Source organism: Alteribacillus persepolensis (assembly GCF_900099605.1).
GTDB lineage: Bacteria > Bacillota > Bacilli > Bacillales > Marinococcaceae > Alteribacillus > Alteribacillus persepolensis.
The window spans coordinates 449,442-474,736 of sequence record NZ_FNDK01000001.1 but is presented as its reverse complement, the minus strand read 5'-3'; the positions used below and the strand labels follow the sequence as shown (position 1 = coordinate 474,736).

The following is a 25,295-nucleotide window of genomic DNA, read 5'->3' as shown; positions in this document are numbered from 1 at the left end:
TCTCTCTTACCTTAAACATCAAGATTTAAAATGTCTGGAGTGAGAGAAGTGGGAAAACCAACAGGATTTATGGAATATACAAGAGAAGCTCCTCCGAAAAAGAGTCCATTAGAACGTGTGAAGAATTGGCAGGAGTTTCAAATTATAATGCCTGAAGAAAAAGTGCAAGCACAAGGAGCTCGCTGCATGGATTGTGCTGTTCCATTTTGTCAGACCGGAACAACGATGGAAGGTTCCGAAGAAATCGGCTGCCCTGTATATAACCTGATACCCGAATGGAATGATTTAGTATATCGCGGGAAATGGAAACAAGCACTAGAGCGTCTTCATAAAACAAATAATTTTCCAGAATTTACGGGCCGTGTATGTCCGGCGCCATGTGAAGGGTCGTGTACGGTTGCGCTCAATGACGATCCAGTAACAATTAAATCAATTGAATATCATATCGTGGAAAAAGGATTTAAAGAAGGATGGATTCAGCCGTCTCCGCCGAAAAAGCGTACCGGTAAAAAAGTGGCGGTTATTGGCTCGGGACCGGCCGGACTTGCTGCAGCAGCACAGTTAAATAAAGCAGGCCACACGGTCACTGTTTTTGAAAAAGATGACCGCATTGGCGGTTTGCTTACTTATGGTATCCCAGATGTTAAATTGTCGTATCACGTGATTGAACGCCGTTTACATTTATTAGAAGAAGAAGGGGTTACCTTTGTAACGAATACAGAAATAGGAAGCGATTATCCAAGCGACAAATTGAACAAAGAATTTGACGCTGTTATTCTCTGCACTGGTTCGCAAGTGCATCGTGACGTTCCGGCAGAAGGCAGAGGCTTGGATGGAATTCATTATGCGATGGATTTTCTCCGTGCCAATACCAAGTCTTTACTAGACTCCCAGCATGAAGATGGAGATTATATTTCTGCTAAAGGAAAAGATGTTATTGTCATTGGCGGGGGAGACACAGGCGTGGACTGTATCACAACATCGCTGCGACATGAATGCAATTCGCTTATACAATTTGATATCCATCCTGAAAAAGGTACAGAACGCGGGGAGGATAACCCATGGCCGCTGTATCCGCAAGTATATACACAAGAAGAAGGGCATAAAGAAGCGCAAGCCGTGTTTGGTGATGACCCGCGTGCATACAAAGTGATGACAAAGAAATTTGTCGGTGACGAAAATGGCAATGTTAAAGAGCTGCACACGGTAGAAGTAGATACGGTGTATGAAAACGGAAAAAAAGTAAGAAAAGAAATACCAGGCACGGAAAAAGTATGGAAAGCTGATCTTGTCTTTTTAGCAATTGGATTTACAGGCCCAGAGCAAGAACTTTTAGAGCAAATGAAAATTGAAACAGACGGTCGAAGCAACGTGGCTGCTGAATATGGAAAATATCGAACCAATCAGGAAGGCGTTTTTGCTGCTGGCGATAACCGGCGGGGACAAAGCCTGGTTGTTTGGGCTATACATGAAGGAAGAGAAGCAGCACGTGAATGCGATAAATATTTAATGGGAAGCACCCACTTAGTATAAGCGGATGAACCTCAGCTGAGCACACAGCTGAGGTTTTTGTAACAACAATTTAAAATTTCACGTACCGTATTTATTATAAAAATTATAATTATTTCTGATAGAATAGAAATACATAGAAAATGTTAGGAGGTGTGCCTAGTGGAAGAGGTGAAAATGGTTAAAGTCCCATATAAAACAGGACAATACGCAGCTGAAGTCATGAAAGAAAAAGGAGATAAGATGCTTGTTAAAGTGCTGGCTGTTTTGAAGCATCCAAAACAAGGAGACCTGCATCAGCCCAATCAAGTCGATGTAGCACTGTTTCATGAACGTAAGGCATTAGCTCATTATGAAAAGGTATGGGTGCCAAAAAGTGTGGCAAAGCCGTTTGAAGAAGAGCTTCCTTCGTATGAAAAATCGCTTATTAGAGCAGTCGATGAATTAAAAAACAAACTAAGCAGTAAAGAAGACGATTACTCTAAGAAAGCATTGGACACTCTAAAGACGGTAGAAAAAGATTATGCATATGAAGCAAACGAAAACAGGCTGTCTTAAGGGGTATCTATCCCTTTAAGCAGCCTTTTTTGTGAGTTGGTTTCATCAATATAATAAAGTTTGTCGGAGGGGGCAACTCCCGTTTTTATTTATTTGTTTGGGAGTGAGCGGAAGGTCTACTGAATAACTGGCGGTGCCGCAGTGCTGCCGCGAATGGTATGGAGACGCACAGATAAATCAATTAAAAAGGTATCGTCAGAATTTTCAAGTTTGCAGCCAGTCAGTGTCTCAATTTTTCGAAGCCGGTAGAGAAGGGACTGACGGTGCAGATTGAGTTCACGTGCGGTTTGGCTGACATTTCCACGATGCCGGTTATAAACAGAAAAAGTATGCACCAAATCGATGTTTCGCTCACGGGAGTATTTGTGTAACGGAGCGATGATAATATCTGTAATTTTACGAAGTTCTTCGTTTTCTGCTAATGCAAGCAGGGCGCGATCGAATCGGGTATCAGCATACGTACTGATATAACCTTTTCCTTTTTGTCTTCTGCCAATATCTAAAGCAGAATAAGCCTCTTGATAACCGGCATGAAACGCATCAATTCCGGTCGTTTTAGCAATTCCCCATGATACAGTGAGTCTGGGCCATTTTTGATTTAAACGGTACTGCAGCAATTCAATAAATGGATACGCCGCTTCGATACTTTTTTCTGTAAGCAGTTCTACATAAATAATCAGTTCTTCTTTTTGAAAGGTCGACATCGTTTTGCGATGCATCGTTCTGCCGGTGTGATATACCTCTTCTTCGAGCATATCACCAAGTTGTTTGACCCAATTTTCAAAAGACATGCTGTTATACGGGTCTTGTTCATACAATGTTGACAAGCTTTCGGGTTTTGCAATTAGACATAAATAGGGGACGTGTAAGTTGTAATGGAGCGACTTTGCTCGTGAAAGTGCGGTATCATAAGAGTCGAACTTCCCTTTTGCTAAGCTCCAGACAAAATCATCTTTCAATCTCATCTCTGTTTCAAGTACAGCTTGATCATGTAAAAAGCACAAAGCAGAAGAGGTTACAGCATGTTCAAGCAGTACCGTAATACGTTCAGAAAACACGTCATCTTCTGAGATGCCCTCTGGCCATCCTATTAACAAATAGCCTTGAATTTCCCGAGCGGTTTGTATCGATAGTTGTAACATCGTTACGGCTTCAGTATGGATCCAGTGCATATTACTGGGAGAGGCGACTGTGTCCGCATTTTCCTCATGTTGAAAATACAGAGGATCACCATGGTGCAGCAAATGAGCATTCCACTGTTCTTCCAGTGCTTTGGCATGATTACTCGTACATTTTACAGTCCCGCGCCGGTCTGTCACGACAACAGGCATATGGAGAGACTGTTCTAAGTAGGCGGCTATTTTTGCCACTCCCTGCCCTTTTAAAACGATTTCAAGCATTTCTTTTCGCACTTTGTCGGAGTACTGAACAAAACCTTGTTCTTTTTGGTGCAGAGCTGTTGACACCGCATGGCTGACATCTGTAAACCGGACTTCCCAGGGCAGTTCAATCAGCGGAAAACCATGTTCTTCACAAAAGTGAACCACTTTCTTAGGAAGAGATGTAATGTAGCGGCCAGTAGCAATAACGAGTGCTGCTGCTTTAGCTTCCATAATTTCTTTAGTAAACGTTAACAATTTATTTGCATCTTGCTCACAACCGATACCACTGGAGAGAACAAATTCGTTTTTCCGCACAAAGTTTTCAACAGGCATCTCAATGATGGAGACCCATTCTACTGGGTTTTGTAATTGTGATTTAGCTTCTGTCACTAACGAAGCTTGTTTCATGATCGGAAGGTTTAATACATCTTGAACAGTAAACACGTGCAATCCCCCCCTAAAATAAGCGAGAACATGGTTCTTATTATATTATTTTATCATAACTGTTCGATTATCTTGCTTTTATTCAGACTGTCGAGTAGAAAGCAATAAACTTCATACAAATTGGTGAATGGTTTTTTGTGATTTCTTTAATACGATAAGAGTAAGAAAAAATAATTCAAACATTCTAAAAATGGGGTGTTCTGATGAAGAAACATAATCAGCCGATTGTTGATCGTTCTACAAGAGCAGTTTGGGCCGGTGAAAAAGAATACAGAGTGCATGGTGCAAGTCAGGTTCCAGTCGTACACAGTGTTGCATATACCTATGACGATCTTGACGATTGGTATGAAGTAGCAACCGGCAACAAAAAGGGTCATATTTATGGACGGAACACAAATCCTACCGTGGAATCTTTTGAACACAAGTTAAGAGACTTAGAAGGAGCGGAAGCAGCAACAAGTTTTTCTACAGGCATGGCCGCCATCAGCAACTCCCTGCTCACGTTTTTACGGCCAGGTGATAGAGTAGTGTCTATAAAAGATACCTATGGCGGGACAAATAAAATATTCAGCGAGTTTCTGCCGCAGATGAATATTAACGTAACGTTATGTGAAACAGGGAACCATGAAGAATTGGAAAAAGAGATTAGTAAAGGGTGTGAGGTGTTATACCTGGAGACACCGACAAACCCGACTGTGAAAATCACGGATATTAAGCGTATGGTAAAAGCGGCCAAAGCGGCAGGAGCTTATGTGTTTGTCGATAATACATTTGCTACCCCGATTTTACAAAATCCGCTCGATTATGGAGTTGATCTTGTTATTCACAGTGCAACCAAGTTTTTAGGCGGGCACGCAGATGCGTTAGGGGGAGCCGTGTGCGGCAGAGAAGAACTAGTAGAAAAAGTCTTCCACTATAGAGAAATTAATGGAGCGACGATGGATCCGATGGCGGCCTATTTAATGATTCGAGGAATGAAGACATTACACCTGCGTATGAAGCAATCTTGTGAGTCAGCAATAAAAATTGCAAAGTATTTACAATCACACGAACAAGTTGATCAAGTGTTCTATCCAGGTTTAAAAGATCACCCTGGACACGATATTGCGAAAAAACAAATGAGTCAGTTTGGCGGAATGTTAAGTTTCTCCATGAAAGGCGGCATGGATGCTGTGCGGGCATTTTTGCCTAAATTAAAATATGCCAACCGTGCAGCGAACCTAGGTGCTGTTGAAACAACGGTAGGACCGGCGCGTACAACGAGCCATATTGAAAATACACCCGAAGAAAGAGCGGCACTAGGTATACCTGAAAGTTTAGTTAGATACTCAGTGGGTATAGAAGATACAGAAGATTTAATTAACGATTTGGAACAGGCAATGACCCATATTCCATCAACAATCGGTACAAAATGACGTAAAAGCAGGAGGGAAGCCCCTATGAACTCCGAGAAATTACTCCAGGCAAAAGCACAAGAGATGTATTCGTCTCTCAGCGAATGGCGCCGTTATCTGCACCAGTATCCGGAGCTTAGTTTTCAAGAAAAAAATACGGCCTCATTTGTTAAATCAACACTTGAAAAGCTGAATGGAATCGAAGTACTGGCTGGAAAAAAAGAGACAGGGACGGAGACGGGGGTTGTTGGCATTATAAAGAAAGGAGAGGGTCCAGTTGTCGCTTTGCGAGCGGATATGGACGCTCTCCCTATCCAAGAAGAAAATCAAACAGAGTATACTTCCAAGCATGACGGTGTGATGCATGCGTGCGGGCACGATGCTCACACAGCCATTTTGCTTGGCTGTGCTCACTTGTTATCAGAACGTGATATCGCGTTTTCAGGAACGATAAAGCTGTTGTTTCAACCAGCAGAAGAAGATGCTGATGACACTGGACGTACAGGCGCTTCTTATTTTATCGAACACGGTTTGTTAGACGATGTGTCCATAGCTTTTGCCCTGCATATGGATCCTGAATTAAAACCAGGACATATCAAACTTCATGCTGGTCCAAGTATGGCCAACGTTGACACATTTCAAGCCGTGATTGAAGGTACAGGCGGGCATGGCGCCTATCCTCATCTTGGAACAGATCCAATGTATATGTTGTCGTTTATCCTGCAAGCGATATATGCCATTCCATCAAGAAGGATTTCTCCACTCTCACCAGCTGTCATTAGTGTAGGAGAAATAAAAGCGGGTTCATCTACAAATGTGATACCAGAAACGGTGACTATGCAAGGTACGATGCGCAGCTACGACAAACAAACACGCATTCAGTTAGAAAAAGAACTGAAACAGACTTTCGAATTGGTCTCGTCGATGGGAGGAACATATAAGCTTGACATTGAACACGGCGAGCCTGCGTTGAATAATGACGCAAGGGCTGTTCACTTATACGAAACGGTTATTCAAGAGATACTTTCTGATTTTCATGTTCATCGCAAACCGTATGGATTAGGCGGGGAAGATTTTGGTCACATGGCAGAGAAAGTACCAGCAGCTATGTTATTTTTAGGCGCTGGCTTTACAGAGATGGATAATCGAGGCTTGCACATGCCAAGATTTGATATCGACGAAGACATTTTACCGATTGGTGTTACTTTGCTCACCGGAGCAGCTCTCCGATATTTAATGGAAAACAAAAAGTAAGGAGGGACACACATGGCGCATAAGCTGGCGTTTATAGGTTTTGGCGGTGTAGGTCAAGGTCTGGCTGAAATTATTAAAAATAAAGGGACATGGTTAAGCGAAGAGTTTGGGACAGATTTTCAAATTGTTTCCATTGCAGACTTGTATAAGGGGGCCCTTCATCATCCAGATGGATTGGATATTGAAAAAGTATTAGAATCGGTGCAAACAGATGGAACGCTGCAGCACTATCCAGAAGAAGAAGGGTTAATTCGCGGCTGGGACAGCTTTACAACCATTGAGAAGTCAAATGCTGATACGATGATAGAAATAACCTTTACGGATATAAAAACAGGACAGCCGGCTATTGACCATTGTAAAAAAGCGTTTCAGTCCGGCAAAAATGCGGTTCTCACAAACAAAGGACCTGTGGCGCTGGCTTACGATGAATTGCAGCAGCTGGCTGACCACCATGGCGTTCGTTTTCTGTTTGAAGGTACTGTCATGAGTGGAACGCCTGCGTTGCGCCTTCCGCTTGTGTCCCTTTCTGGAAATGAAATTCAGGAAATACGAGGCATTTTAAATGGCACAACAAATTATATATTAACAAAGATGGAATCAGGTGTGGCGTTTGAAGAGGCATTAAAAGAAGCCCAGGATAAAGGTTATGCCGAAGCTGATCCTACAAGTGATGTAGAGGGTTATGACGTGCTGTACAAAGTCGTTATATTAGCTAATTTGGTCATGAAGGAACCAGTGAAAAAGGAAGATGTTGCTTGCCAAGGCATTGCAGAGTTGACTCCTGACGATATGAAGCGGGCAAAAGAGGAACATTGTACGTGGAAGTTAATCGGAAAAATAAAAAAAGAAAATGGCGCCGTCAAGGCTTCCGTAGGACCTGAGAAAATACCGAATGATGATCCATTAGCCGGAATTTCCGGATCGTTAAATGCGATTACGTATGATTGTGATTTATCCGGACCTGTCACGTTAATAGGAGCCGGAGCAGGCATACCTGAAACAGGTTTTGCTTTATTAATTGATCTTATTAACTTAGAAAGAGGGATTTTGTAAGGACTTTTGTGAATATTCTGGGTCAGAAAGGTGGCGGGTAAGATGGCAACGAAATTAGCGGGTAAAAAAATGCTGATAGCAGGTGAATGGGAAGAGAGAGAAGACAAAATAGAGGTGTATAACCCAGAAAATAATGAATTGATCGATACAGTTCCTGCTGCAAAAGCTGCTGATATTGAAAAAGCAATCGCTTTAGCCAAGCAGGGAGCAAAAGTGGCTTCTGATTTATCTATCCGTGATCGGATGAATGTTTTAAATAAAGCGGCTTCTTTCATTGAGAAAAATATCGATAAGTTTGCAACAACGATTGCTCTTGAGGGAAGCAAAACAATCAACGAAGCCCGCAGTGAAACCGCCAGAGCAGCAGAAACACTTCGATTAAGCGCTGAAGAAGCGAGGCGGCTAAACGGCGAATCAATAAATTTTGATCAGATGCCTGGACAGGAAGATCGAATGGGCTACTACTTTCGATTTCCGGTTGGAGTAGTCGCTGCTATTACACCATTCAATGACCCTTTGAATCTTGTAGCCCACAAGCTGGGGCCGGCTATTGCAGCAGGCAATGCGGTCATTTTGAAGCCGGCCGCACAAACTCCTTTGAGTGCCCTTAAATTAGCGGAAGCTCTTATGAATGCGGGACTGCCTAAAAAAATATTGACAGTGATAACCGGCCGCGGCCGCGATATCGGTGATACGCTTGTAGAAAGCAAAGATGTGCAAATGATTAGTTTCACAGGCGGCTTAGAAACCGGGGAGCAAATTGCGAAAAAAGCAGGGTTAAAAAAGCTGTCCATGGAACTTGGCTCAAATTCACCGGTTATTATTAGAAAAGATGCAGATTTGAACTTGGCCGCAGACGCGGCAGCTTCAGGAGCATTTTCAGCAGCTGGTCAAAATTGTCTCAGTGTACAGCGCATCTTCATTGAAGAGGACGTTTATGAGGTGTTCAAGGAAGCGTTCCTAAAAAAGGTTAAAAAGCTGAAAGTGGGTCATAAATTATCAGAATCCACCGACATGGGACCGCTTATTAATGAAAAGGAAGCGATTCGCGTAGAAAACTGGATAAGAGAAGCAGTAAGTATGGGAGGGACAGTCCTTCGCGGAGGTACGCGAAAAGGTGCATACCTCGAGCCGACTGTTCTCGAACATGTTCCAGAAAAAGCAACGATTGTAAAAGAAGAAGTATTTGGCCCTGCTGTTATGTTGTTTAAGGTAAAAAGTTTAGATGAAGCGATTGAACGTGCAAACAACGTGAATTATGGATTGCAGGCAGGCATTTTTACAGCTAACATTAACTCTGCCCTAAAGGCAGCGAAGAAACTGCACGTTGGTGGTGTGATGGTGAATGACAGCAGCGACTTTCGAATTGATGCAATGCCATTTGGTGGCGTAAAAGGATCAGGCTTAGGCCGCGAAGGCGTTGCTTTTGCCATCCGTGAAATGTCCGAAGAGAGAATTGTAGGATTTAAATTAACAGAATAAAACCATTCAAGGAGTGCTATTCTTTACGGAATAGCACGTCCTTTTCTGCAGAGATAGAAAGATAGAAAGGGGTGGCAAGAGTGTTTACAAAAGAAGAATATTTAACAAGAATGAATCAAACGAAGCAAAAAATGATGGAATATGGTGTAGAAGTTCTTCTTATTTCCAACCCTTCGAATATGTACTATTTAACAGGGTATAACGCTTGGTCTTTTTATGTACACCAAATACTTGTAGTAATGATAGATGAAGAACAGCCGATTTGGATTGGCCGAGAGATGGATGCACATAGTGCAAAGGTAACGACATGGCTGGATGAAAACCACATTATTCCGTATCCAGATGAATTTGTACAGTCAACAATCAGACACCCAATGGATTTTGTTGCAAACATTTTAACCGAAATTGGTCAAGGAAACCGCAAGATTGGCTTAGAAATGGATGCGTTTTATTTTACAGGGATGTGTTATGAACGTATTACACAAGGGCTGCCGAATGCTGAATTCCGTAATTTCAGCACGCTCGTCAATTGGGTTCGCTTAATTAAATCGGATACAGAAATTGAGTGTATGAAAAAAGCTGCAAAAATCTTGGAAAATGCGATGCATGCAGCCTTTTATACAGCAGATGTTGGGATGCGCGAAAACGATGTGGCTGCAGCCATTTATCAAGCACAAATTAGCGGCACGAAAGAATTTGGAGGAGATTACACATCGATTGTTCCAATGATTCCTACGAGCGAAAATACAGCCAGCCCGCATTTGACCTGGACGGACCGCCGCTATAAACACGGTGATTATTTAACGATTGAAATTGCGGGATGTTACAGGCGGTACCACACGCCAATGGCAAGAACGATGGCAATAGGGAAAGCTCCCGATAAGGTAAAAGATCTCGCAAAGGTAGTCGTGGAAGGAATTGAAACGACGATGGATACGATTAAGCCTGGTATGACGGCAGAAGAAGTGGAGAGTGTTTGGAGCAAGACGATTGCAAAACGCGGCTATTTCAAGGAATCGCGGTTGGGATATTCAATTGGATTAAGTTTTCCCCCGGACTGGGGAGAGCACACAGTCAGTTTCCGCAAAGGAGATCGTACCATCATGCAGCCGAATATGACCTTTCATTTAATGCCGGGTATTTGGCTGGATAACTATGGGGTAGAGATCACAGAATCAATTCGTATTACAGAGAATGGTTGTGAAACGTTTGCGAATGTTCCAAGAGAACTTTATATTAAAGAACCGTCACAAATCAGCCATATGACATCACCAAAAGAACAAACGGGATCGTAAACTCCGTTTTCTGCTGTAGTGGATGAATGCCGCTACAGTTTTTTTTCAGCTGGCTTTCCGCTGGGAAAGCTTGTTGTTTCATGTTATGCTTTAGTGAGATAGGGAAGTGAGCAAAGGAAGGCGGAAAATGCACATGATTTACACCTATTTAGGATTCGTCTCTTTTGCAGCTGTAGTTCTTTATTTAGGCAATGTTTTTTATCCGTCGCCATATGTTGCTGTTACATACAGCTTGTTAGCGTTTTTGCTGTTGTTCTTTGCCATAAAGAATATGAAAGGCATAAACCGTATAGTTTTGTTGCTGCTTTTAGCTGGCGGCAGTGTACTGCTTTTTTATTATGATGCAACATTGTGGGAAGTAATAACGAGTTTTGGTGCAAATTTACATTTAATCAGCCTCTTTTTATTGATTCCGTTATTTGGTGTCTATATGTCGGAGGCTGGTTATTTAAAAACATTGCAAATGACACTGCGAAAAAGAGAAGTAGAACAACATAAAAAAGCACATCCATACCGATTAGGATATGCATTAACAGCATCCATGGGATCGTTGTTAAATTTAGGGTCGATGCCGCTTGTACATAAAATTGGTGTTGAAAGTTTTACTTCGTTTAAAAATAAAAAGTTTGCCATGATGCTAGTTCGTGGCTTCGGTTTCTGTATGCTGTGGTCTCCTTATTTTGTGAACGTAGGTCTTGTGTTAATGCTCTATGATTTAAGGTGGCAGGATATTGGTTTATATGGCATGATTTTAGCCATCGCCTACTCATTTGTTGTTGCTGCATATTATCCCTGGCTTTCGTTTTCTGATGATAAAGAGATGAATCATCATGGTGCGAAAGTGAATGATACCAATGCACAGCTCCCGCCGTTAAAGGGGCTGGTCTGTTATTTTATTGTCTTGCTGCTTTGTTCGGTTACGATGGAGGCTATGCTGCCATTTAACATGCTAACGGTTGTATCTTTGCTGGCACTTGTCTACCCGCTTTGCTGGGCAGTGTTTGCCGGTGAGGGAAAACAGTACATACAAGCTTCATTTCAGTATATGGCACATTCATTTGAACGATTGCGTAACGAAATAGGTATCTTTATTACAGCTGGATTCTTCGGAGAAGCATTATCCCACAGTTCGATTGGTGAAATGCTGGCAGACGGAGTTCTTTTCATCTCCCAAGGATATATTCCTCTTTTGGTGCTGACACTGTGTTTGTCCACGATGATGTTAGCATTCGTCGGTATTCATCCAGTCATCGTTGTGACTGGGCTTGGCAGCTCATTAACTCCTGAACATTTTGGTGTATCACCTGTTTTTATGGGATTGTTATTACTGATCTCTTGGATGCTGTCTACCCAGTTTTCGCCGTTTACCGGTACCATTTTAATGGGGGCCCAGTTAATGAACGAACGTCCCATTACATTGCTAAAAAAGAATGCCGCATTTGTTTTCACGTTGTTATTTACGTTTTCTGTGTTATTAAGTTTCCTGGAGTGGATGAATATGTTCTAGGAGAGAAAAAGCAAGCGAAATGTACAGTTGAGCTGCATTCATCAACTCTCGAAAAGCCAGTTGTCTGGAGAAGATACATGTATTGATAAAGGATATGCTCGGTCTGTCTTTTGAAGGGCAGCATGAGCATGTTCTTTTTTGTACAAGGAGAACAACAAGATGAAGTAGAGAGAGGCATTCATCTTGTTTTATGTTTTGGCTGCTTTTCTGGAACTGGATCAAATCCGCCTCGGTGAAATGGCTGACACTTAGAAATTCTAACAAGTGTCAAAAATCCGCCTTTCACTGCACCGAATCGTTGAATCGCTTCTTTTCCATATTGCGAGCACGTCGGATAAAAGCGGCAGCGCGGTGGAGTGAGAGGAGAAATTACTTTTTGATAAAAAGAAATGATGGAAAGCAGTACTGTTTTCACAGCCATCCTCCTTCTGTCTTGATGTTTGTGATTAGAAATCAGGCAAGAAGAAGGACTGTTTCTTTGTTGTTGATAGAAACAGTCCTTCTTTTATTTAAGGGGCTCGTGCTTTTCATATTTAGCTTACATAAAAAGCTGTTTTTGGTTGTAACGTGCCGCGAAGTACATTCATTTCTTCTTCGTTTAAGCGTACCATTGGCAGCCGGACGTCACCTGAAATAACACCTTGCATCTCGAGCGCTGCTTTTACAGGTGCAGGACTTGGGGCGGTAAACATTGCTTTCATTGTTGACAAAAGTTCCCGATGACATTTAGAAGCGTATTGTGGATGACCGTTCAAAAAGCTTTGTACCATGTCTTGCATTTCGTTACCGATAATATGTGAGGAAATGGATACAACCCCTGCTCCCCCAATAGACATGACAGGCAACGTTAAGCTGTCATCCCCGCTATACAGCAGAAAATTATCAGGCGTATGCTGAATAATCGTGGCCATTGCGTCTAAGTCACCGCTAGCCTCTTTGACAGCGACAATATTGTTAATTTCTGAAAGGCGAATAATAGTTTCAGGGTTCAGCCCGGCAGCACTTCTTCCAGGAATATTATACAGCATCACCGGAAGATTGGTGGATGCAGCTACTGTTTTAAAATGAAGATACATTCCCTCTTGATTTGGTTTACTATAATACGGAGTCACAAGCATCACGGCATCTACGCCGGTTTTCTCCGCTTGTTTTGTTAACTCAATGGATGCCTTTGTATTGTTACAACCCGTGCCTGCAATCACAGGAACACGGCCGTTGACGACCTGAACGACATGTTCAAATAACGTAAGCTTTTCTTCTTTAGACAATGTAGGAGATTCACCAGTTGTTCCGGCAATCACGAGACTGTCTGATCCATTTGCAATCAAATGATTGACCAGTTTTGTAACGGCACTGTAGTCTATCTCTTCTGATTTATCAAATGGTGTTACCATGGCTGTACTGATTCTACCAAAATGCATCTTCAATCACCCTCTGTTTTAAATTATCGTAAAGTCAATGACAGAGGAGGGCGGTTCTCACCGGAAATTCAGTTTTACGCAAAAAAACAACAATGAGAGGACTCTCATTGTTGCATGAACGTTCCAGCTGTAAACAGAACCGTTTATGCGTGAGATAGCCCTCCATATAGCACCAGTGAACGTGCCATATGACAGTTCCGTACCTGTTCAATACGAAACCAGCAATCAACTCATGAGCGGCTGACTGCTTCGGCAAATCCCCCTTTCAGCAAATTTCAAAGGACCTCATGTTCCTCCATCTGCTTACTCATGGTCTTTGCGCCTCTATCCTCACTTCTTATAAAGAAGTAGGAAAATATTAATTGTCTGTACTGAAAACTTTACCAAAGGAGATAAAGAAATGCAATCGTTTTTGGACGTTTTACCGAAAATTTTTCAAAAGTGATTAAATGCCATGATCAAAAAGCACATCTTTATACGTTTCATCCATAATTTTATCAACATGGTATAAATTATTAAGATGCGTTTGCATAGTGTCACAGCCGCTTCGGGAGTGAAAGCAGTTATCGGCATTTGACTTGGCCATCTTTAATTCATAAGAGGTGCTTTGCTGCACTTCTTTTAATGGTGCAAATGCTTCAGGGGCCTGTTCAGCCGTTTCTTCTGTTTGACGAATCATATCCTCTAGCTGTTTTTCTACCCAATATTCATTGATGTCATTTCGTTTCACTTCTTCATGCACCTGCCGTAAGGAACGATGAAAATATTTCAGATAATCGCCGTAAGCGGCAGCGGCTTCATGCAGCTCAGGGTCTTTTGGCGTTGCTTTTTTTTGCTCATAGGAATTTGGTTCAGGAGTGACCCTTGTATCTGCGCCTTGTTCTTCTGGCTGGTTGGTGTCAGTACATCCGGCAATCAAAATGACACTTATGAGCAAGAGAAAAAATTTATACAATGATGGTGCTCCTTTCTTTTAGCGTCATAAACGAACGAATAAAGTGGCATTATGTAGTATAAGGCAAAAAAGAAGGGGTTTATTCGTGCGTTTTTCATTTGTTAGATACGAGGAATCATACATTTCCTCTAAAAATGTATTTTATTCTTGTGAGAAAATCATATATAATGGTGGGTGGGAATAAACCATGCATGGGGGGCCGTCCAGGTATGTCTCAATTTCAGCAAATAGCAGTAGAACTTCCAGAGGATATATATTCTGAAATTGAGCACCTTACGGAAGAAGAGAAAAATTCTTTCTTTCGTAAGGTGTTACAAGAACAAATCAAACAAAGAAAATCATCTGATGTAGAAAATCAAATGAAACAGGGTTATTTAGAGATGGCTCAAATTAATATCGAGCTGTGCAAGGAGTTTGAACAAGCAGAAGAAGAAGCCTTGCGTATAGGAGAACGTCTTATTGTTGCGAAAGAGTAGGAATAAGACGGCTCTTTTCGGCATATCCTGTTAACGGAACCGGTGAAGGAGGTGAATGGATGAGTTGAGTGATACGCATAATTATCAACAATCCAAAAAAGTTGTAAAGCGTGGAGACGTTTTTTTTGCTGATCTTTCACCGGTAGTTGGTTCAGAACAAGGCGGTGTAAGACCTGTGCTGATTATCCAAAATGATATTGGAAACAGGTTTAGTCCCACCGTCGTTGTTGCTGCCATTACAGCGCAGATAAAGAAAGCAAAACTTCCTACCCACGTAGAAATTGATGCCGCAAAGCACCGATTTGACCGAGATAGTGTTATCCTCTTAGAACAAATCAGAACAATTGATAAACAGCGCTTAACCGATAAAATCACTCATTTGGATGAAGATACGATGGAGCGAGTGAAAGAGGCGCTTGAAATCAGTCTGGGTTTAAAAGAAGTATAATAACTTACAATGAATATTGTACATAAGTAGTAAGCATGTCCTTTTTGGACATGCTTTTTTAGTAGAGAGAAGAAAGAGGGGAAGTGTTCAGTATCTAAGCACTTGGAAATGCAAATAGAAGAAAGCAGTTTGTATATTAATGAAACTATTCGGAGGCATCCTTCTTTAGCGGTCTATTCTTATTTCTGAACTGCTGTTTGTGTCAACAGGAGCCTCGCAGAGCGGTGTGTAGTATGCTGCACGTACAATTATGTGAAAATATGTAAAAAAGTGAAGAAATTTAAAAAATGTTTGTTATACTGTACATAAAGGATGATTTGTTGGGGGAGGGATACGGGGTGTGGAAAAAACTGCTGACTGTAACAGTCGTATTGAACGTTATTGTCAGTTTAATGATCGCATGGTTTATGGAAGAGTGGTCTCATACTGCACAAGGCAAGCTGCCTTCGAAAACAGCCGTCATTCTCCATGCCGTTAATAATAATTTAGTCACGGTTGATGCGGATATCGAGCCGCCGGGTTTTCTTTTATCCGCCTCGAAAAAATCCGAAGAGCGAGAGCTTATTCGCGAAGATACGACAATTCCATTAGACAGTGATTATACGCTTCCTGTGCGAATATACCATTATGCAGATCTGGAGCATGCGCCAGTGATTTTGTATTTCCATGGCGGTGCCTTTTTAGAAGGGTATGGAAGTATTGATACGCATGATAACATTGTGCGTGCTCTTGCAGAAAAAACGGAAGCAGTTGTTGTGAGTCCTGGTTATCGTGTTGCGCCGGATCATGTGTTTCCAACTGCTGTCAATGACAGTTATCAATCGTTAAAGTGGGTATATGAAAACGCCGAAAAATGGGGAGGAAATCCTGAGAAAATTGCTGTTGCGGGTGATAGTGCCGGTGGGAACTTAGCAGCGGTAACCGCATTGAAATCACGGGATTTACATGGTCCAGAGATTATTGCGCAGCTTCTTTATTATCCTCTTACCACATTCAAAGATGTGAAATTAGAGTCACGGACGGCATATGACAGCGGATATTATCTGTTATCAAGGCAAGTAATGTTAAAAGCAAGGAATGCCTACACGCCAAAGGAAGACATGTGGAATAACCCGTACACATCCCCTCTAGAAGCAGATACCCTGGATGGTCTGCCGCCTGCAATGATTATGACAGCACAGTATGATCCGCTGCGGGATGAAGGGGAGCTGTACGCAGAGAAACTCCATGAAGCCGGGGTTCCTGTACAAGCGGTGCGGTATAATGGAGTGATGCATGGGTTTGTATCTTTTTTTGAAGTGATGAAAAGCGGTGAAATGGCATTAAATGAATCAGAATTATTTTTAGATAAAGCAGCGGCAGATGAGATCGTATATGATGATGAGTTTTCGCTTACTGTTCAAAAGGTACCCGCTGGTATGCAGCGGGTAAGAGAAGAAGCAGAAGCTTTTGCCATTGCTGCTTTTTTAGTCGGTAAACGTACATTAACTACACTGATACCGTAATTTATTTTTTCGTCCTGTTTGAGTGAACAGGGCGTTTTTTTTATAAGTGCATGAAGGATATAAATGCAGCATGCATGTTTTAGCATTCGACTATGTGCGGAGTGCAATGTTTTGTGATTGCATCACTCACCTATTGCTAGTAAATGTTTGGTATCGTATATGTCTCTATTGTTTTCATGCTCGTTTTCTTTAGTATTTATTAATTTAACGTAAATATAAACGATTTGAGATTCTATGAAAGGATTAGTTTATGATATGTGCAATTACGTCCAAAATAGATAAAAAAACTTTTAAATACTCTATTTTCTTTTTAGATGGGATGTGATAAACTCTTCAGTGGAAAAGCGAAAAAGAGAGAAAGAAGCCTGCTGTGCCGGGCATAAAAAAGAGATGGAGGGAGGCTTTCCTATGTTGAAGGCAATGAAAGAAAAATTTAACCAAAAAAGAAATGTCTGGGCCCAAGAAACGGCTCAACGAATTGAAGAGTACGCAGAACAGCAGCGGCTAGCGTCTTTGCGCTATATGAAAAAACAAGAAGAGATTAATCAATTATTGCATCAAGAGATTGAAAAATATTTATATACGATTCATCCTTCGTTTCTCTTAAACCCGGATGTCGTGCGCGCTCTTCATAACCGGCTCATTGCACGTTCGCAAGGGAGATTTTCCGTATCGCTTCATGTAACGAGTGAAATGCGTCTCGCGTTAGACTTTTACAATACGGATTTGTCTGTTTTTATCCGTTTGTTAGAGAAGAAAGGATTTCAGTTGAAAGGAAATGAAGAGCGTTTTTTGACAGCGCTATTAAATAAATTGAGTGAAAACAACTATCGTATGTATATCGAACGTTATGGTGATTTTGTACAAAGCCATCACACATTACAAGATGCAATGTATCAATACTTGGAGAGAGTAGAAGATTATAATAAAATAGACAGTGGCCGCCTGGATTTTCTGCATAAGTATTTGGTTAATAAAGGGCTGTTATCATCTGATTTTTCTAGAAAGAAAATGAAAAGGCTAGTGAAATCATTTGATAAAATGTATGCTGATGAATATAAAATCAGCAAGCTTGAAAAGCGAATGCAAGAGATTGGATAAGTATAGGTCCCCGTATACGGAAAAAGGTATACGGGGAGTTTTTTCTATTATAAACACAAACCTCTCAAGCAATTTACTTAACGTAACACTATATTTGTGGCAAAATAAAAACAAGCAAGAATTCTCTGTATAGAGGGGGAGACGATATGAGTAAAGATATTACTGGTTTTTTTAAAGGAAAGCTCCAAGAAGCCAAGACGCAGTTTGAACGCACGATTGACTGTAAGCACACGGAGTTTGATGACTTGTATCCTTATATGAGTGAACAGCCTCAGTTTTTTTGGTACAAACGGTATGTGGCGTGGCAAGAGCTTTTAACTGTGGTTAAATTGGCAGAGGAAATGGATATCAACTGGAAGCAGGAATTTCAGGAAGAACAGCAGCGTTTTATCGAAAAGAAAGTACTGGATGCAAAAGTGTTAGACGATTGGTATGGAAAAAAACGCACAGAAGCATAAAAAAGCTGGGCGCACTTGCGTCCAGCTTTTTTATGCTCATGAAAAAATAAGGTGTGCACAGCCGATAATTACAGGCAGTGTAATGATTGTTCGTTCTAAAAAGATGACAACAAGATCAACAAATGACACCGGCAGTTTCGAAGCGAGCAGCAGCCCGCCCACTTCGGACATATAAATGAGTTGAGTCACCGATAAAGCAGCAATAACAAATCGTGTTAATTCACTTTCTATACCGGAACCAATAATAGCGGGTAAAAACATATCGGCAAAGCCAATTAACATCGTTTGAGAAGCTTCTGCTGCTTCTGGCACTTGCAGCATCTGCAGTAAGGGAACAAAAGGCAGGCCGATCATTTCAAAGAATGGCGTTGTCTCTGCTACAACGACAGCGGTTGTCCCCAAAGCCATCACAACAGGTAAAACACCAATCCACATATCTAACACATTTTTAATCCCGCCGGTTATGATGGACGAAGCTTTATTTTGAGCTGCTTTTTTTGACGCTTCTAGTATTCCCCATTGAAACGGATTGAGATGGGACGGCTTTGGCTGAGAATGACGTTGTTCCTGGCTGTTATAATAGGTATCCTTTTTGCGGGATAATGGCGGTATTCTCGGCATAATAATTGCAGCAATAAAACCAGCAATCAAAATAGTCCCATAATACGGAAGGACGTACTGCATAAGGTTCATTTCAGATAATATGACAATACTGAATGTAATAGAGACAATCGAAAACGTTGTACCGATGACGGCAGCTTCTCTCTTAGAATAATACCCTTGTTCATATTGCTGGTTTGTCAGGAGCACGCCGATTGTTCCGTCTCCCATCCAAGAAGCAGCGCTGTCAATGGACGAGCGTCCAGGTAATGTAAAGAGTGGTCTCATCACAGGGTTTAATACAGCACCGCATAATTCAAGCAGGCCGAAGTTTAAGAGCAAGGGCAGAAAGAATCCGGCAAATAAAAATACAGTAATGAGCAGTGGGATTAAATCTAATAATAACAGCCCGCCGGTATCAGGAGAAATCAACCATTCCGGTCCAATTTGGAGTAGAACGAGCACGGCAAAAACGGATCCGAAAAAACGAACGGCAAGCCATCCCAAAGATACATCAAACAACGATTTAATAAAGGGATGTTTGCTGCCAGTGATTTTTACAATGACGGACCCAAAAAAAGCAATAATAATAAAAATCGTTGCTGCTAAAGGCAGGTAATCAGCGGCCGCAGTTTGGAGAAAACTTGCCATCACAGCAATGGGGATAGTTAATTCTCCATCCACAACAATCGGAATCATAAACAAAAAGATTCCTAGAAGTGATGGAAGGAGAAAGCGAATAAATGATCCTTTGTCTGTATTTGAATAATTATTCATGTCGTCACCACTTTCATTAAACTTTTATAACGGTTAATACAGGTTTTTTGTACCGTTAAACATAAAATAAATGTATAAAAACGAAAACTGTATTTATAAAAATAACATCATTTGCATCTTTTATAAAGTATAAAAATAATAAAATCAATTTTCAAACATTATTCGACAAAAAACGAAAGAGCTGTCAGCTCTTTCGTTTTGAACGTATCAAATATTTAGCGGCTTTGTAATAATGAAGGAATATCAGATAAACGAGAAGCTTCCCACGTATAAGGGATACCAGAATCCGGTTGTTTATTTTCCCGGTTTAACCATATATTTTTTATTCCCGCTCGATTAGAGCCTAATATATCCGTGTGTAAGTTATCTCCAATCATAACCGCTTCATCTGCTGTGGCCGATAATAGTTGAAGAGTGTGGTGAAAAATGCTGGGGTCCGGCTTTCCGACTCCAAACGCTCCAGAAACTAATATGTATTCAAAAAAACCGGGGAGCTGAGGAGTCATGTTCAGCTTTTCGTCTTGCAGGGTAGGGGCGCCGTTTGTTAATAAAAAGAGACGGTAGTCTTTTTTTAACTGTGTCAATACTTCCAATGTATCTTCGTATAAAAAAGGCAGTGTACGGCGGTGGAAACGGTAGCGTTCAGCCAGTGCTTCACCAAGGCTTGGACTGTCGATGTCATGGTCGTTAAGGGCATTAGTCCACGCTTTTTTTTGATAGTCGTAAATCATTGCATGCATACGGCGGAAGCCGATGTTGTGTTTGTCTGTAAAGTCTCCCCACAATCCTTCAAATGGGTTAATACCAATTTTTTTAGTGAAGTCATACGTGTCGTAAGAAGCATATAGCGAAGCAGCTTCTTTGCGAATCGTTTGTTCAAATGTCTTGTGGTTGATCCCTGTTTTAGCTTCTGCTTCTATACACACCATTCTCAATGATTCTTTTACACTTTTTTTATCCCATAACAATGTGTCGTCAAGGTCAAAAATAAGTGCTTTTATCATATGTATCTCTCCTTTCTTCCATATCGATATTATACCTGCTGCAAGAAGAGAAAGCATTAAAGAAATTGTGCATAAGCACTTTTATTTACGGAATTTTGTTGTACAATAACAATGAAGGTCGGCACATTGATACATTTTTATTCATAAAAAAATAATTTTTTTATATCTGTTTCTACATATTTATATTGCTTGTCATATACTGTCGTTTTAAAGCTATAAGTTTTTGAGAACGCGCTTACAACGTGTTAAAATAAAAGACACAGAGAAATAAAATTATAAAGTGATATAAAGACAGTATTTTAAACAGGTATAATTCCTGAGGGGGAGTGGTTGAAAAAGCTTTTCACAGGATTTAAAGTGTTTATTTAGAGAGACAAATGGTACATATTTTTTCAACCCTTACCAAATATTTATTAGCAGTTGGAGGTAGAACCTGATGAGTAAAAATTCAGCCAAGCATGATGAGCCCTGGCAAGAATTTTATGGTCCTAATCTAGGCTATTTAATGGACCTTTATGAACAATACAAAGAAGACCCAACAGCTTTAGAACCCGAGACTAAACAATGGTTTGACGAGCATGGGGCTCCTCAAGTGGAACAAGCAGCCCCTGTTAATGGCACCGCGCCTGTATCTCATGAAGAACCAGCATTAAATGCAGATGCGATTAAAAAGATTGCGGCAGCCGTAAAGCTTGCTGAAAACATCCGTATTCACGGTCATTTATCGGCTGATGTAAATCCGCTGCAAGAACCAAGCGGTGAAACATCCTTTTTAAAAATTGATGAATATGGTTTAACGGAGGATGACTTAAAGCAGATTCCTGTCAGCGTCATTTGTCCAGATGCTCCGCCATCTGTTTCCAACGGGCTAGAAGCTATCAATCATTTAAAAGAAATGTATACAAAATCTATTGCGTTTGAATTTGACCATGTTCATGATGTGGAAGAACATCAGTGGTTAAACCGGCAAGTCGAATCCGGGGAATTGTACAAGGCGCTCTCGGAAGAAAAAAGAAAAAAAATCCTGAAAAGCTTAACGGAAGTAGAAAGCTTTGAACAATTTCTCCATAAAACCTTCGTTGGTCAAAAACGGTTTTCTATCGAAGGTGTGGATACGCTCGTTCCGATGCTTGAGGAATTTGCACAAGATTCCATTCAAGACGGAGCTAGAAATGTTATGATAGGCATGGCGCACAGAGGTCGTCTCAGTGTATTAGCTCATGTCTTAGGAAAACCATATGACTTGATTTTTTCAGAGTTTCAACATGCACCGCAAAAAGAGTTAGTTCCTTCGGAAGGATCGATTGGTATTAACTACGGGTGGACTGGTGACGTGAAATACCACCTTGGTGCAGATAAAAAAGTAGAACGAGAGTCGTTTGATGCCCGGATTACACTCGCAAACAACCCAAGCCACCTTGAGTTTGTCAACCCGGTGGTAGAAGGGTATGCTAGGGCGGCTCAAGATGACCGTTCCCAACCTGGGTTCCCGCAGCAAGATACCCATAAATCCGTAGCATTGCTCATTCACGGTGATGCGGCGTTTCCAGGTGAAGGAATTGTGACAGAAACGTTAAATATGAGCAGATTGAAAGGGTACCAAACCGGTGGTACGCTTCATATTATTGCCAATAACCAGCTCGGTTTTACAACGGATACCCATGATTCCAGATCGACAACGTATGCCAGTGATCCGGCGAAAGGTTATGAAATCCCAATCGTTCATGTAAATGCCGATGATCCAGAATCTTGTATGGCCGCTATTCACTTGGCATATCAATACCGCCACCGTTTCAATAAAGACTTTTTGATTGATTTGATCGGCTACCGCAGGTTTGGACACAATGAAATGGACGAGCCAGTCGCAACACAGCCATACTTGTACAGTATTATTAAAAAGCATCCAACGGTAAGAGACCTTTATGCGAAATCGCTCGTAAATGATAGTCTCTTGTCGGAAGAAGAAGCAAAAGCAATGAAAGAGGATACCAACAAGTTCTTATCTTCTCAGTATGACAAAGTAGCAGATAAGAAATCGACTGAGCCAGAACAAGTGGCCATACCGGAGGAAGTAGAACAAAGGCTGCCAGATGTAGATACTGGCTACGACTTAAACGAATTAAAACAGATTAATAAGGAACTAATTACGTGGCCTGAAGGGTTTAGTGTCTTTCCGAAGCTGAAAAAGATTTTGGAACGCAGAGAAGATGCGTTGGAAGAAAACGGGAAGGTAGACTGGGCTCATGCAGAAACGTTAGCGTTTGCAACGATCGTTTCAGATGGTACACCAGTACGGCTCACTGGACAAGATTCACAAAGAGGGACATTTGCGCATCGTCATATTGTGCTGCATGACCATAAAAACGGTGATATTTATTCACCGCTTCACACGCTCTCAAAAGCAAAAGCATCGTTTGCGGTGCATAACAGCCCGCTGTCAGAAGGGTCGATTGTTGGGTTTGAGTATGGTTATAATGTTCACGCTCCGGAAACTCTTGTGTTATGGGAAGCGCAATTTGGTGACTTTGCTAACGCAGCACAAGTTATTTTCGATCAATTTGTATCTGCCGGCCGGGCAAAATGGGGTCAAAAATCCGGCATGGTTCTGCTATTGCCACACGGGTATGAAGGCCAAGGTCCAGAGCACTCCAGTGCAAGGCTGGAACGCTTCTTAACGCTTGCTGCGGAAAATAATTGGAATGTCGCTAATTTAACTAGTTCTGCTCAATACTTCCATTTACTCCGCAGGCAGGCAGCAACACTTGGTACAGAAGAAGTACGGCCGCTCGTATTGATGACGCCAAAAAGTCTGCTTCGAAATCAAAACGTTGCTTCTTCACCGGAAATATTTGAACAGGGCCGGTTTGCACCAGTGATTGAAGAGCCGAAAACTGGAAAAGAAAAAGAAAAAGTGGAAAGAATTGTTTTTGCCTCAGGGAAAATGGCAGTCGACTTACATGAAGCTATCAAAGAGGACAGCCAAGTAGATAATTTGCACATTATACGGGTCGAAGAGTTATATCCATTCCCTGAACAAGAGATAAAAGAAGTTGTTCAAGCCTGTCCGCATGTGAAAGAATTTAAGTGGGTACAAGAGGAACCGGAAAATATGGGGGCTTGGAATTATATTCAGCCGCTATTGCGTGATATTGCTCCAGCAAATGTAACGACTGAATACATTGGCAGAAGACGTCGTTCTAGTCCATCTGAGGGTGATCCGAAAGTACACAAAAAAGAACAAAGCCGAATTATCAACGAAGCACTTACAGTAAACCAATAAGGAGGATTCATTCATCATGGCTGAAATTAAAGTACCGGAGCTGGCAGAATCTATTACAGAAGGTACGATTGCAGAATGGTTAAAACAACCAGGTGATCAAGTAGAGCAAGGAGAAAATATTGCGGAATTAGAAACAGATAAGGTAAACGTTGAAATTACATCAGAGAAATCCGGTGTGCTTCAAGAACTGCTGAAAGAGCCAGGCGACACCGTTGAAGTTGGCGATGTGATTGCGGTAGTCGACGAAAACGGTGAAGCAGGCAGCAGTGAGAAACAAGAAGCTTCTCCGGAAAAAGAAGAACAGCCAGCAGCTGAGGAAAAAACAACTGCTGAAAAGAGTGAAAATAAAGGTGATACGAAAGAGCAGGAAAGCACGCCGTCTGATCGTCCGGTAGCTTCTCCAGCAGCAAGAAAGCTTGCTCGAGAAAAAGGATTGAATTTGAACGACGTACCAACAAGAGATCCGCTTGGACGCGTCCGAAAAGAAGACGTAGAAGATTATGAGAAAAATAAAGCAGCGGCAACACCAAAAGAAGCACCGAAAAAAGAAAATGCTAGTGCGCCAAAAGATGAATTTGAAGGAAAACCGGTAGAGCGTATCCGCATGTCCCGCCGCCGCCAAACTATCGCGAATCGTTTGGTCGATGTCCAGCAAACATCAGCCATGCTGACGACTTTTAATGAAGTCGATATGACGGCTGTCATGAACGTGAGAAAAAGAAGAAAAGAGGCATTTCAAGAACAGCATGATGTACGCTTAGGATTTATGTCTTTCTTTACGAAGGCTGTTATTGCAGCATTGAAGCATTATCCGCTGCTCAATGCAGAGATTCAAGGTAACGAGATCGTTCAAAAATACTTCTATGACATTGGTATGGCTGTTTCTACCGATGATGGTTTAGTGGTGCCTGTTGTTCGTGATGCCGACAAAAAATCGTTTGCAGAACTAGAGCAAGCAGTTGTCGACTTATCGAAAAAGGCACGTGATAACAAATTAACATTGAAAGACTTACAAGGTGGTTCTTTTACGATAACAAATGGCGGTGTGTTCGGTTCCTTGCTTTCCACCCCAATCCTAAATGGGCCGCAAGTTGGTATTCTAGGAATGCACAAGATTCAATGGCGTCCAGTAGCTATTGATGAAGAAAAAATGGAAAACCGTCCAATGATGTATATCGCTCTGTCCTATGACCATCGCATTGTTGATGGGAAAGAAGCTGTCAGCTTCTTAGTAAAAGTAAAAGAGCTGTTAGAAGACCCTGAATCCTTGTTGCTAGAAGGATAATAGGAAGTAGTTGCTTGCTTTCCTCTGCTGTGGCAGAGGAAAGCTTTTATTATGCAGAAAAAGCAGCTCTGCAATAAAGGATAAGCGGCCGGGGGCATTAATCTATT

General features: G+C 41.5%; 21 protein-coding genes and 1 riboswitch. Of the genes, 15 read left to right on the top strand and 6 right to left on the bottom strand.

All coding sequences use genetic code 11. From position 1 onward, the window contains the following. Positions 1 to 48 precede the first annotated feature (48 nt). Entirely contained in the window at positions 49 to 1,533 is a 1,485-nt protein-coding gene (locus BLT18_RS02275; protein ID WP_091270788.1) for a glutamate synthase subunit beta, read from the top strand. 138 nt (positions 1,534 to 1,671) lie between these two features. Continuing rightward, entirely contained in the window at positions 1,672 to 2,067 is a 396-nt protein-coding gene (kapB, locus tag BLT18_RS02270) for a kinase-associated lipoprotein B (protein ID WP_245705148.1), read from the top strand. A 116-nt stretch (positions 2,068 to 2,183) separates the two neighbouring features. On the opposite strand, the gene BLT18_RS02265 is transcribed toward kapB, so the two are convergent. Continuing rightward, positions 2,184 to 3,893, bottom strand: a complete 1,710-nt coding sequence (locus BLT18_RS02265; RefSeq protein WP_091270786.1) for a PucR family transcriptional regulator — start codon at positions 3,891 to 3,893, stop codon at positions 2,184 to 2,186. Between the two features lie 203 nt (positions 3,894 to 4,096). Between BLT18_RS02265 and BLT18_RS02260 the strand changes: the two genes are divergently transcribed. The 6 genes from BLT18_RS02260 (at position 4,097) to BLT18_RS02235 (ending at position 11,878) form a co-directional block, all read left to right on the top strand. After that, on the top strand, positions 4,097 to 5,308 hold the full coding sequence (locus BLT18_RS02260; protein ID WP_091270783.1) for a cystathionine gamma-synthase family protein: 1,212 nt from the start codon (positions 4,097 to 4,099) through the stop codon (positions 5,306 to 5,308). Positions 5,309 to 5,332: 24 nt separating this feature from the next. Next, on the top strand, positions 5,333 to 6,541 hold the full coding sequence (locus BLT18_RS02255; RefSeq protein ID WP_091270781.1) for a M20 metallopeptidase family protein: 1,209 nt from the start codon (positions 5,333 to 5,335) through the stop codon (positions 6,539 to 6,541). 12 nt (positions 6,542 to 6,553) lie between these two features. Next, entirely contained in the window at positions 6,554 to 7,594 is a 1,041-nt protein-coding gene (locus tag BLT18_RS02250; RefSeq protein ID WP_091270780.1) for a homoserine dehydrogenase, read from the top strand. Between the two features lie 42 nt (positions 7,595 to 7,636). Beyond that, entirely contained in the window at positions 7,637 to 9,076 is a 1,440-nt protein-coding gene (locus BLT18_RS02245) for an aldehyde dehydrogenase family protein (protein ID WP_091270778.1), read from the top strand. An 80-nt stretch (positions 9,077 to 9,156) separates the two neighbouring features. Next, on the top strand, positions 9,157 to 10,371 hold the full coding sequence (locus BLT18_RS02240; protein ID WP_245705147.1) for a M24 family metallopeptidase: 1,215 nt from the start codon (positions 9,157 to 9,159) through the stop codon (positions 10,369 to 10,371). Positions 10,372 to 10,498: 127 nt separating this feature from the next. Further along, complete coding sequence (locus BLT18_RS02235) at positions 10,499 to 11,878, top strand: TRAP transporter large permease subunit (protein ID WP_091270776.1); 1,380 nt, start codon at positions 10,499 to 10,501, stop codon at positions 11,876 to 11,878. Positions 11,879 to 12,056: 178 nt separating this feature from the next. On the opposite strand, the gene yidD is transcribed toward BLT18_RS02235, so the two are convergent. The 3 genes from yidD to BLT18_RS02220 form a co-directional block, all read right to left on the bottom strand. Then, positions 12,057 to 12,293: a membrane protein insertion efficiency factor YidD gene (yidD, locus tag BLT18_RS02230; protein ID WP_217635727.1), complete on the bottom strand. Its 237-nt coding sequence runs from the start codon at positions 12,291 to 12,293 to the stop codon at positions 12,057 to 12,059. A gap of 118 nt (positions 12,294 to 12,411) precedes the next feature. Beyond that, positions 12,412 to 13,299: a 4-hydroxy-tetrahydrodipicolinate synthase gene (dapA, locus tag BLT18_RS02225; RefSeq protein ID WP_091270772.1), complete on the bottom strand. Its 888-nt coding sequence runs from the start codon at positions 13,297 to 13,299 to the stop codon at positions 12,412 to 12,414. Between the two features lie 147 nt (positions 13,300 to 13,446). Then, positions 13,447 to 13,634: riboswitch (Lysine riboswitch) on the bottom strand. Positions 13,635 to 13,744: 110 nt separating this feature from the next. Next, positions 13,745 to 14,254, bottom strand: a complete 510-nt coding sequence (locus BLT18_RS02220; RefSeq protein ID WP_091270770.1) for a hypothetical protein — start codon at positions 14,252 to 14,254, stop codon at positions 13,745 to 13,747. 209 nt (positions 14,255 to 14,463) lie between these two features. On the opposite strand from BLT18_RS02220, the gene BLT18_RS02215 reads away from it, so the two are divergent. The 5 genes from BLT18_RS02215 to BLT18_RS02195 all read left to right on the top strand — a co-directional run bounded on the left by BLT18_RS02215 (position 14,464) and on the right by BLT18_RS02195 (position 18,242). Continuing rightward, on the top strand, positions 14,464 to 14,730 hold the full coding sequence (locus BLT18_RS02215; protein ID WP_091270769.1) for a hypothetical protein: 267 nt from the start codon (positions 14,464 to 14,466) through the stop codon (positions 14,728 to 14,730). Positions 14,731 to 14,785: 55 nt separating this feature from the next. Further along, the gene (locus BLT18_RS02210) at positions 14,786 to 15,178 is read left to right on the top strand and encodes a type II toxin-antitoxin system PemK/MazF family toxin (protein WP_091270767.1); all 393 of its coding nucleotides are present in this window, start codon (positions 14,786 to 14,788) and stop codon (positions 15,176 to 15,178) included. A gap of 338 nt (positions 15,179 to 15,516) precedes the next feature. Continuing rightward, complete coding sequence (locus tag BLT18_RS02205; RefSeq protein ID WP_245705146.1) at positions 15,517 to 16,683, top strand: alpha/beta hydrolase; 1,167 nt, start codon at positions 15,517 to 15,519, stop codon at positions 16,681 to 16,683. A 408-nt stretch (positions 16,684 to 17,091) separates the two neighbouring features. Beyond that, positions 17,092 to 17,784 carry a hypothetical protein gene (locus tag BLT18_RS02200; protein ID WP_091270763.1) on the top strand — a complete coding sequence of 231 codons (693 nt, stop codon included), beginning with the start codon at positions 17,092 to 17,094 and terminating at the stop codon, positions 17,782 to 17,784. 146 nt (positions 17,785 to 17,930) lie between these two features. Further along, complete coding sequence (locus BLT18_RS02195; RefSeq protein ID WP_091270761.1) at positions 17,931 to 18,242, top strand: hypothetical protein; 312 nt, start codon at positions 17,931 to 17,933, stop codon at positions 18,240 to 18,242. 36 nt (positions 18,243 to 18,278) lie between these two features. Here the strand turns inward: BLT18_RS02195 and BLT18_RS02190 are convergent, their stop codons facing one another. Continuing rightward, positions 18,279 to 19,619, bottom strand: coding sequence for a YjiH family protein (locus BLT18_RS02190; protein WP_091270759.1), 1,341 nt, complete (start codon positions 19,617 to 19,619; stop codon positions 18,279 to 18,281). A 215-nt stretch (positions 19,620 to 19,834) separates the two neighbouring features. After that, positions 19,835 to 20,623 (bottom strand): HAD family hydrolase, encoded by a 789-nt coding sequence (locus BLT18_RS02185; RefSeq protein WP_091270758.1) that lies wholly within the window; start codon positions 20,621 to 20,623, stop codon positions 19,835 to 19,837. A 436-nt stretch (positions 20,624 to 21,059) separates the two neighbouring features. Here BLT18_RS02185 and BLT18_RS02180 point away from each other — a divergent pair, with 436 nt between their 5' ends. Beyond that, the gene (locus BLT18_RS02180; RefSeq protein ID WP_091270756.1) at positions 21,060 to 23,903 is read left to right on the top strand and encodes a 2-oxoglutarate dehydrogenase E1 component; all 2,844 of its coding nucleotides are present in this window, start codon (positions 21,060 to 21,062) and stop codon (positions 23,901 to 23,903) included. 16 nt (positions 23,904 to 23,919) lie between these two features. Continuing rightward, positions 23,920 to 25,188, top strand: a complete 1,269-nt coding sequence (gene odhB, locus BLT18_RS02175; RefSeq protein WP_091270755.1) for a 2-oxoglutarate dehydrogenase complex dihydrolipoyllysine-residue succinyltransferase — start codon at positions 23,920 to 23,922, stop codon at positions 25,186 to 25,188. The last annotated feature ends 107 nt before the right edge of the window (positions 25,189 to 25,295 follow it).

Coding starts and splice junctions, on each gene's coding strand:
- BLT18_RS02245 (WP_091270778.1), top strand. CDS start 7,637: ATGGCAACGAAATTAGCGGGTAAAAAAATGCTGATAGCAGGTGAATGG.
- odhB (WP_091270755.1), top strand. CDS start 23,920: ATGGCTGAAATTAAAGTACCGGAGCTGGCAGAATCTATTACAGAAGGT.
- BLT18_RS02260 (WP_091270783.1), top strand. CDS start 4,097: ATGAAGAAACATAATCAGCCGATTGTTGATCGTTCTACAAGAGCAGTT.
- BLT18_RS02180 (WP_091270756.1), top strand. CDS start 21,060: ATGAGTAAAAATTCAGCCAAGCATGATGAGCCCTGGCAAGAATTTTAT.
- BLT18_RS02235 (WP_091270776.1), top strand. CDS start 10,499: ATGCACATGATTTACACCTATTTAGGATTCGTCTCTTTTGCAGCTGTA.
- BLT18_RS02200 (WP_091270763.1), top strand. CDS start 17,092: ATGTTGAAGGCAATGAAAGAAAAATTTAACCAAAAAAGAAATGTCTGG.
- BLT18_RS02185 (WP_091270758.1), bottom strand. CDS start 20,623: ATGATAAAAGCACTTATTTTTGACCTTGACGACACATTGTTATGGGAT.
- BLT18_RS02210 (WP_091270767.1), top strand. CDS start 14,786: ATGGATGAGTTGAGTGATACGCATAATTATCAACAATCCAAAAAAGTT.
- BLT18_RS02195 (WP_091270761.1), top strand. CDS start 17,931: ATGAGTAAAGATATTACTGGTTTTTTTAAAGGAAAGCTCCAAGAAGCC.
- dapA (WP_091270772.1), bottom strand. CDS start 13,299: ATGCATTTTGGTAGAATCAGTACAGCCATGGTAACACCATTTGATAAA.
- BLT18_RS02250 (WP_091270780.1), top strand. CDS start 6,554: ATGGCGCATAAGCTGGCGTTTATAGGTTTTGGCGGTGTAGGTCAAGGT.
- BLT18_RS02215 (WP_091270769.1), top strand. CDS start 14,464: ATGTCTCAATTTCAGCAAATAGCAGTAGAACTTCCAGAGGATATATAT.
- BLT18_RS02190 (WP_091270759.1), bottom strand. CDS start 19,619: ATGAATAATTATTCAAATACAGACAAAGGATCATTTATTCGCTTTCTC.
- BLT18_RS02255 (WP_091270781.1), top strand. CDS start 5,333: ATGAACTCCGAGAAATTACTCCAGGCAAAAGCACAAGAGATGTATTCG.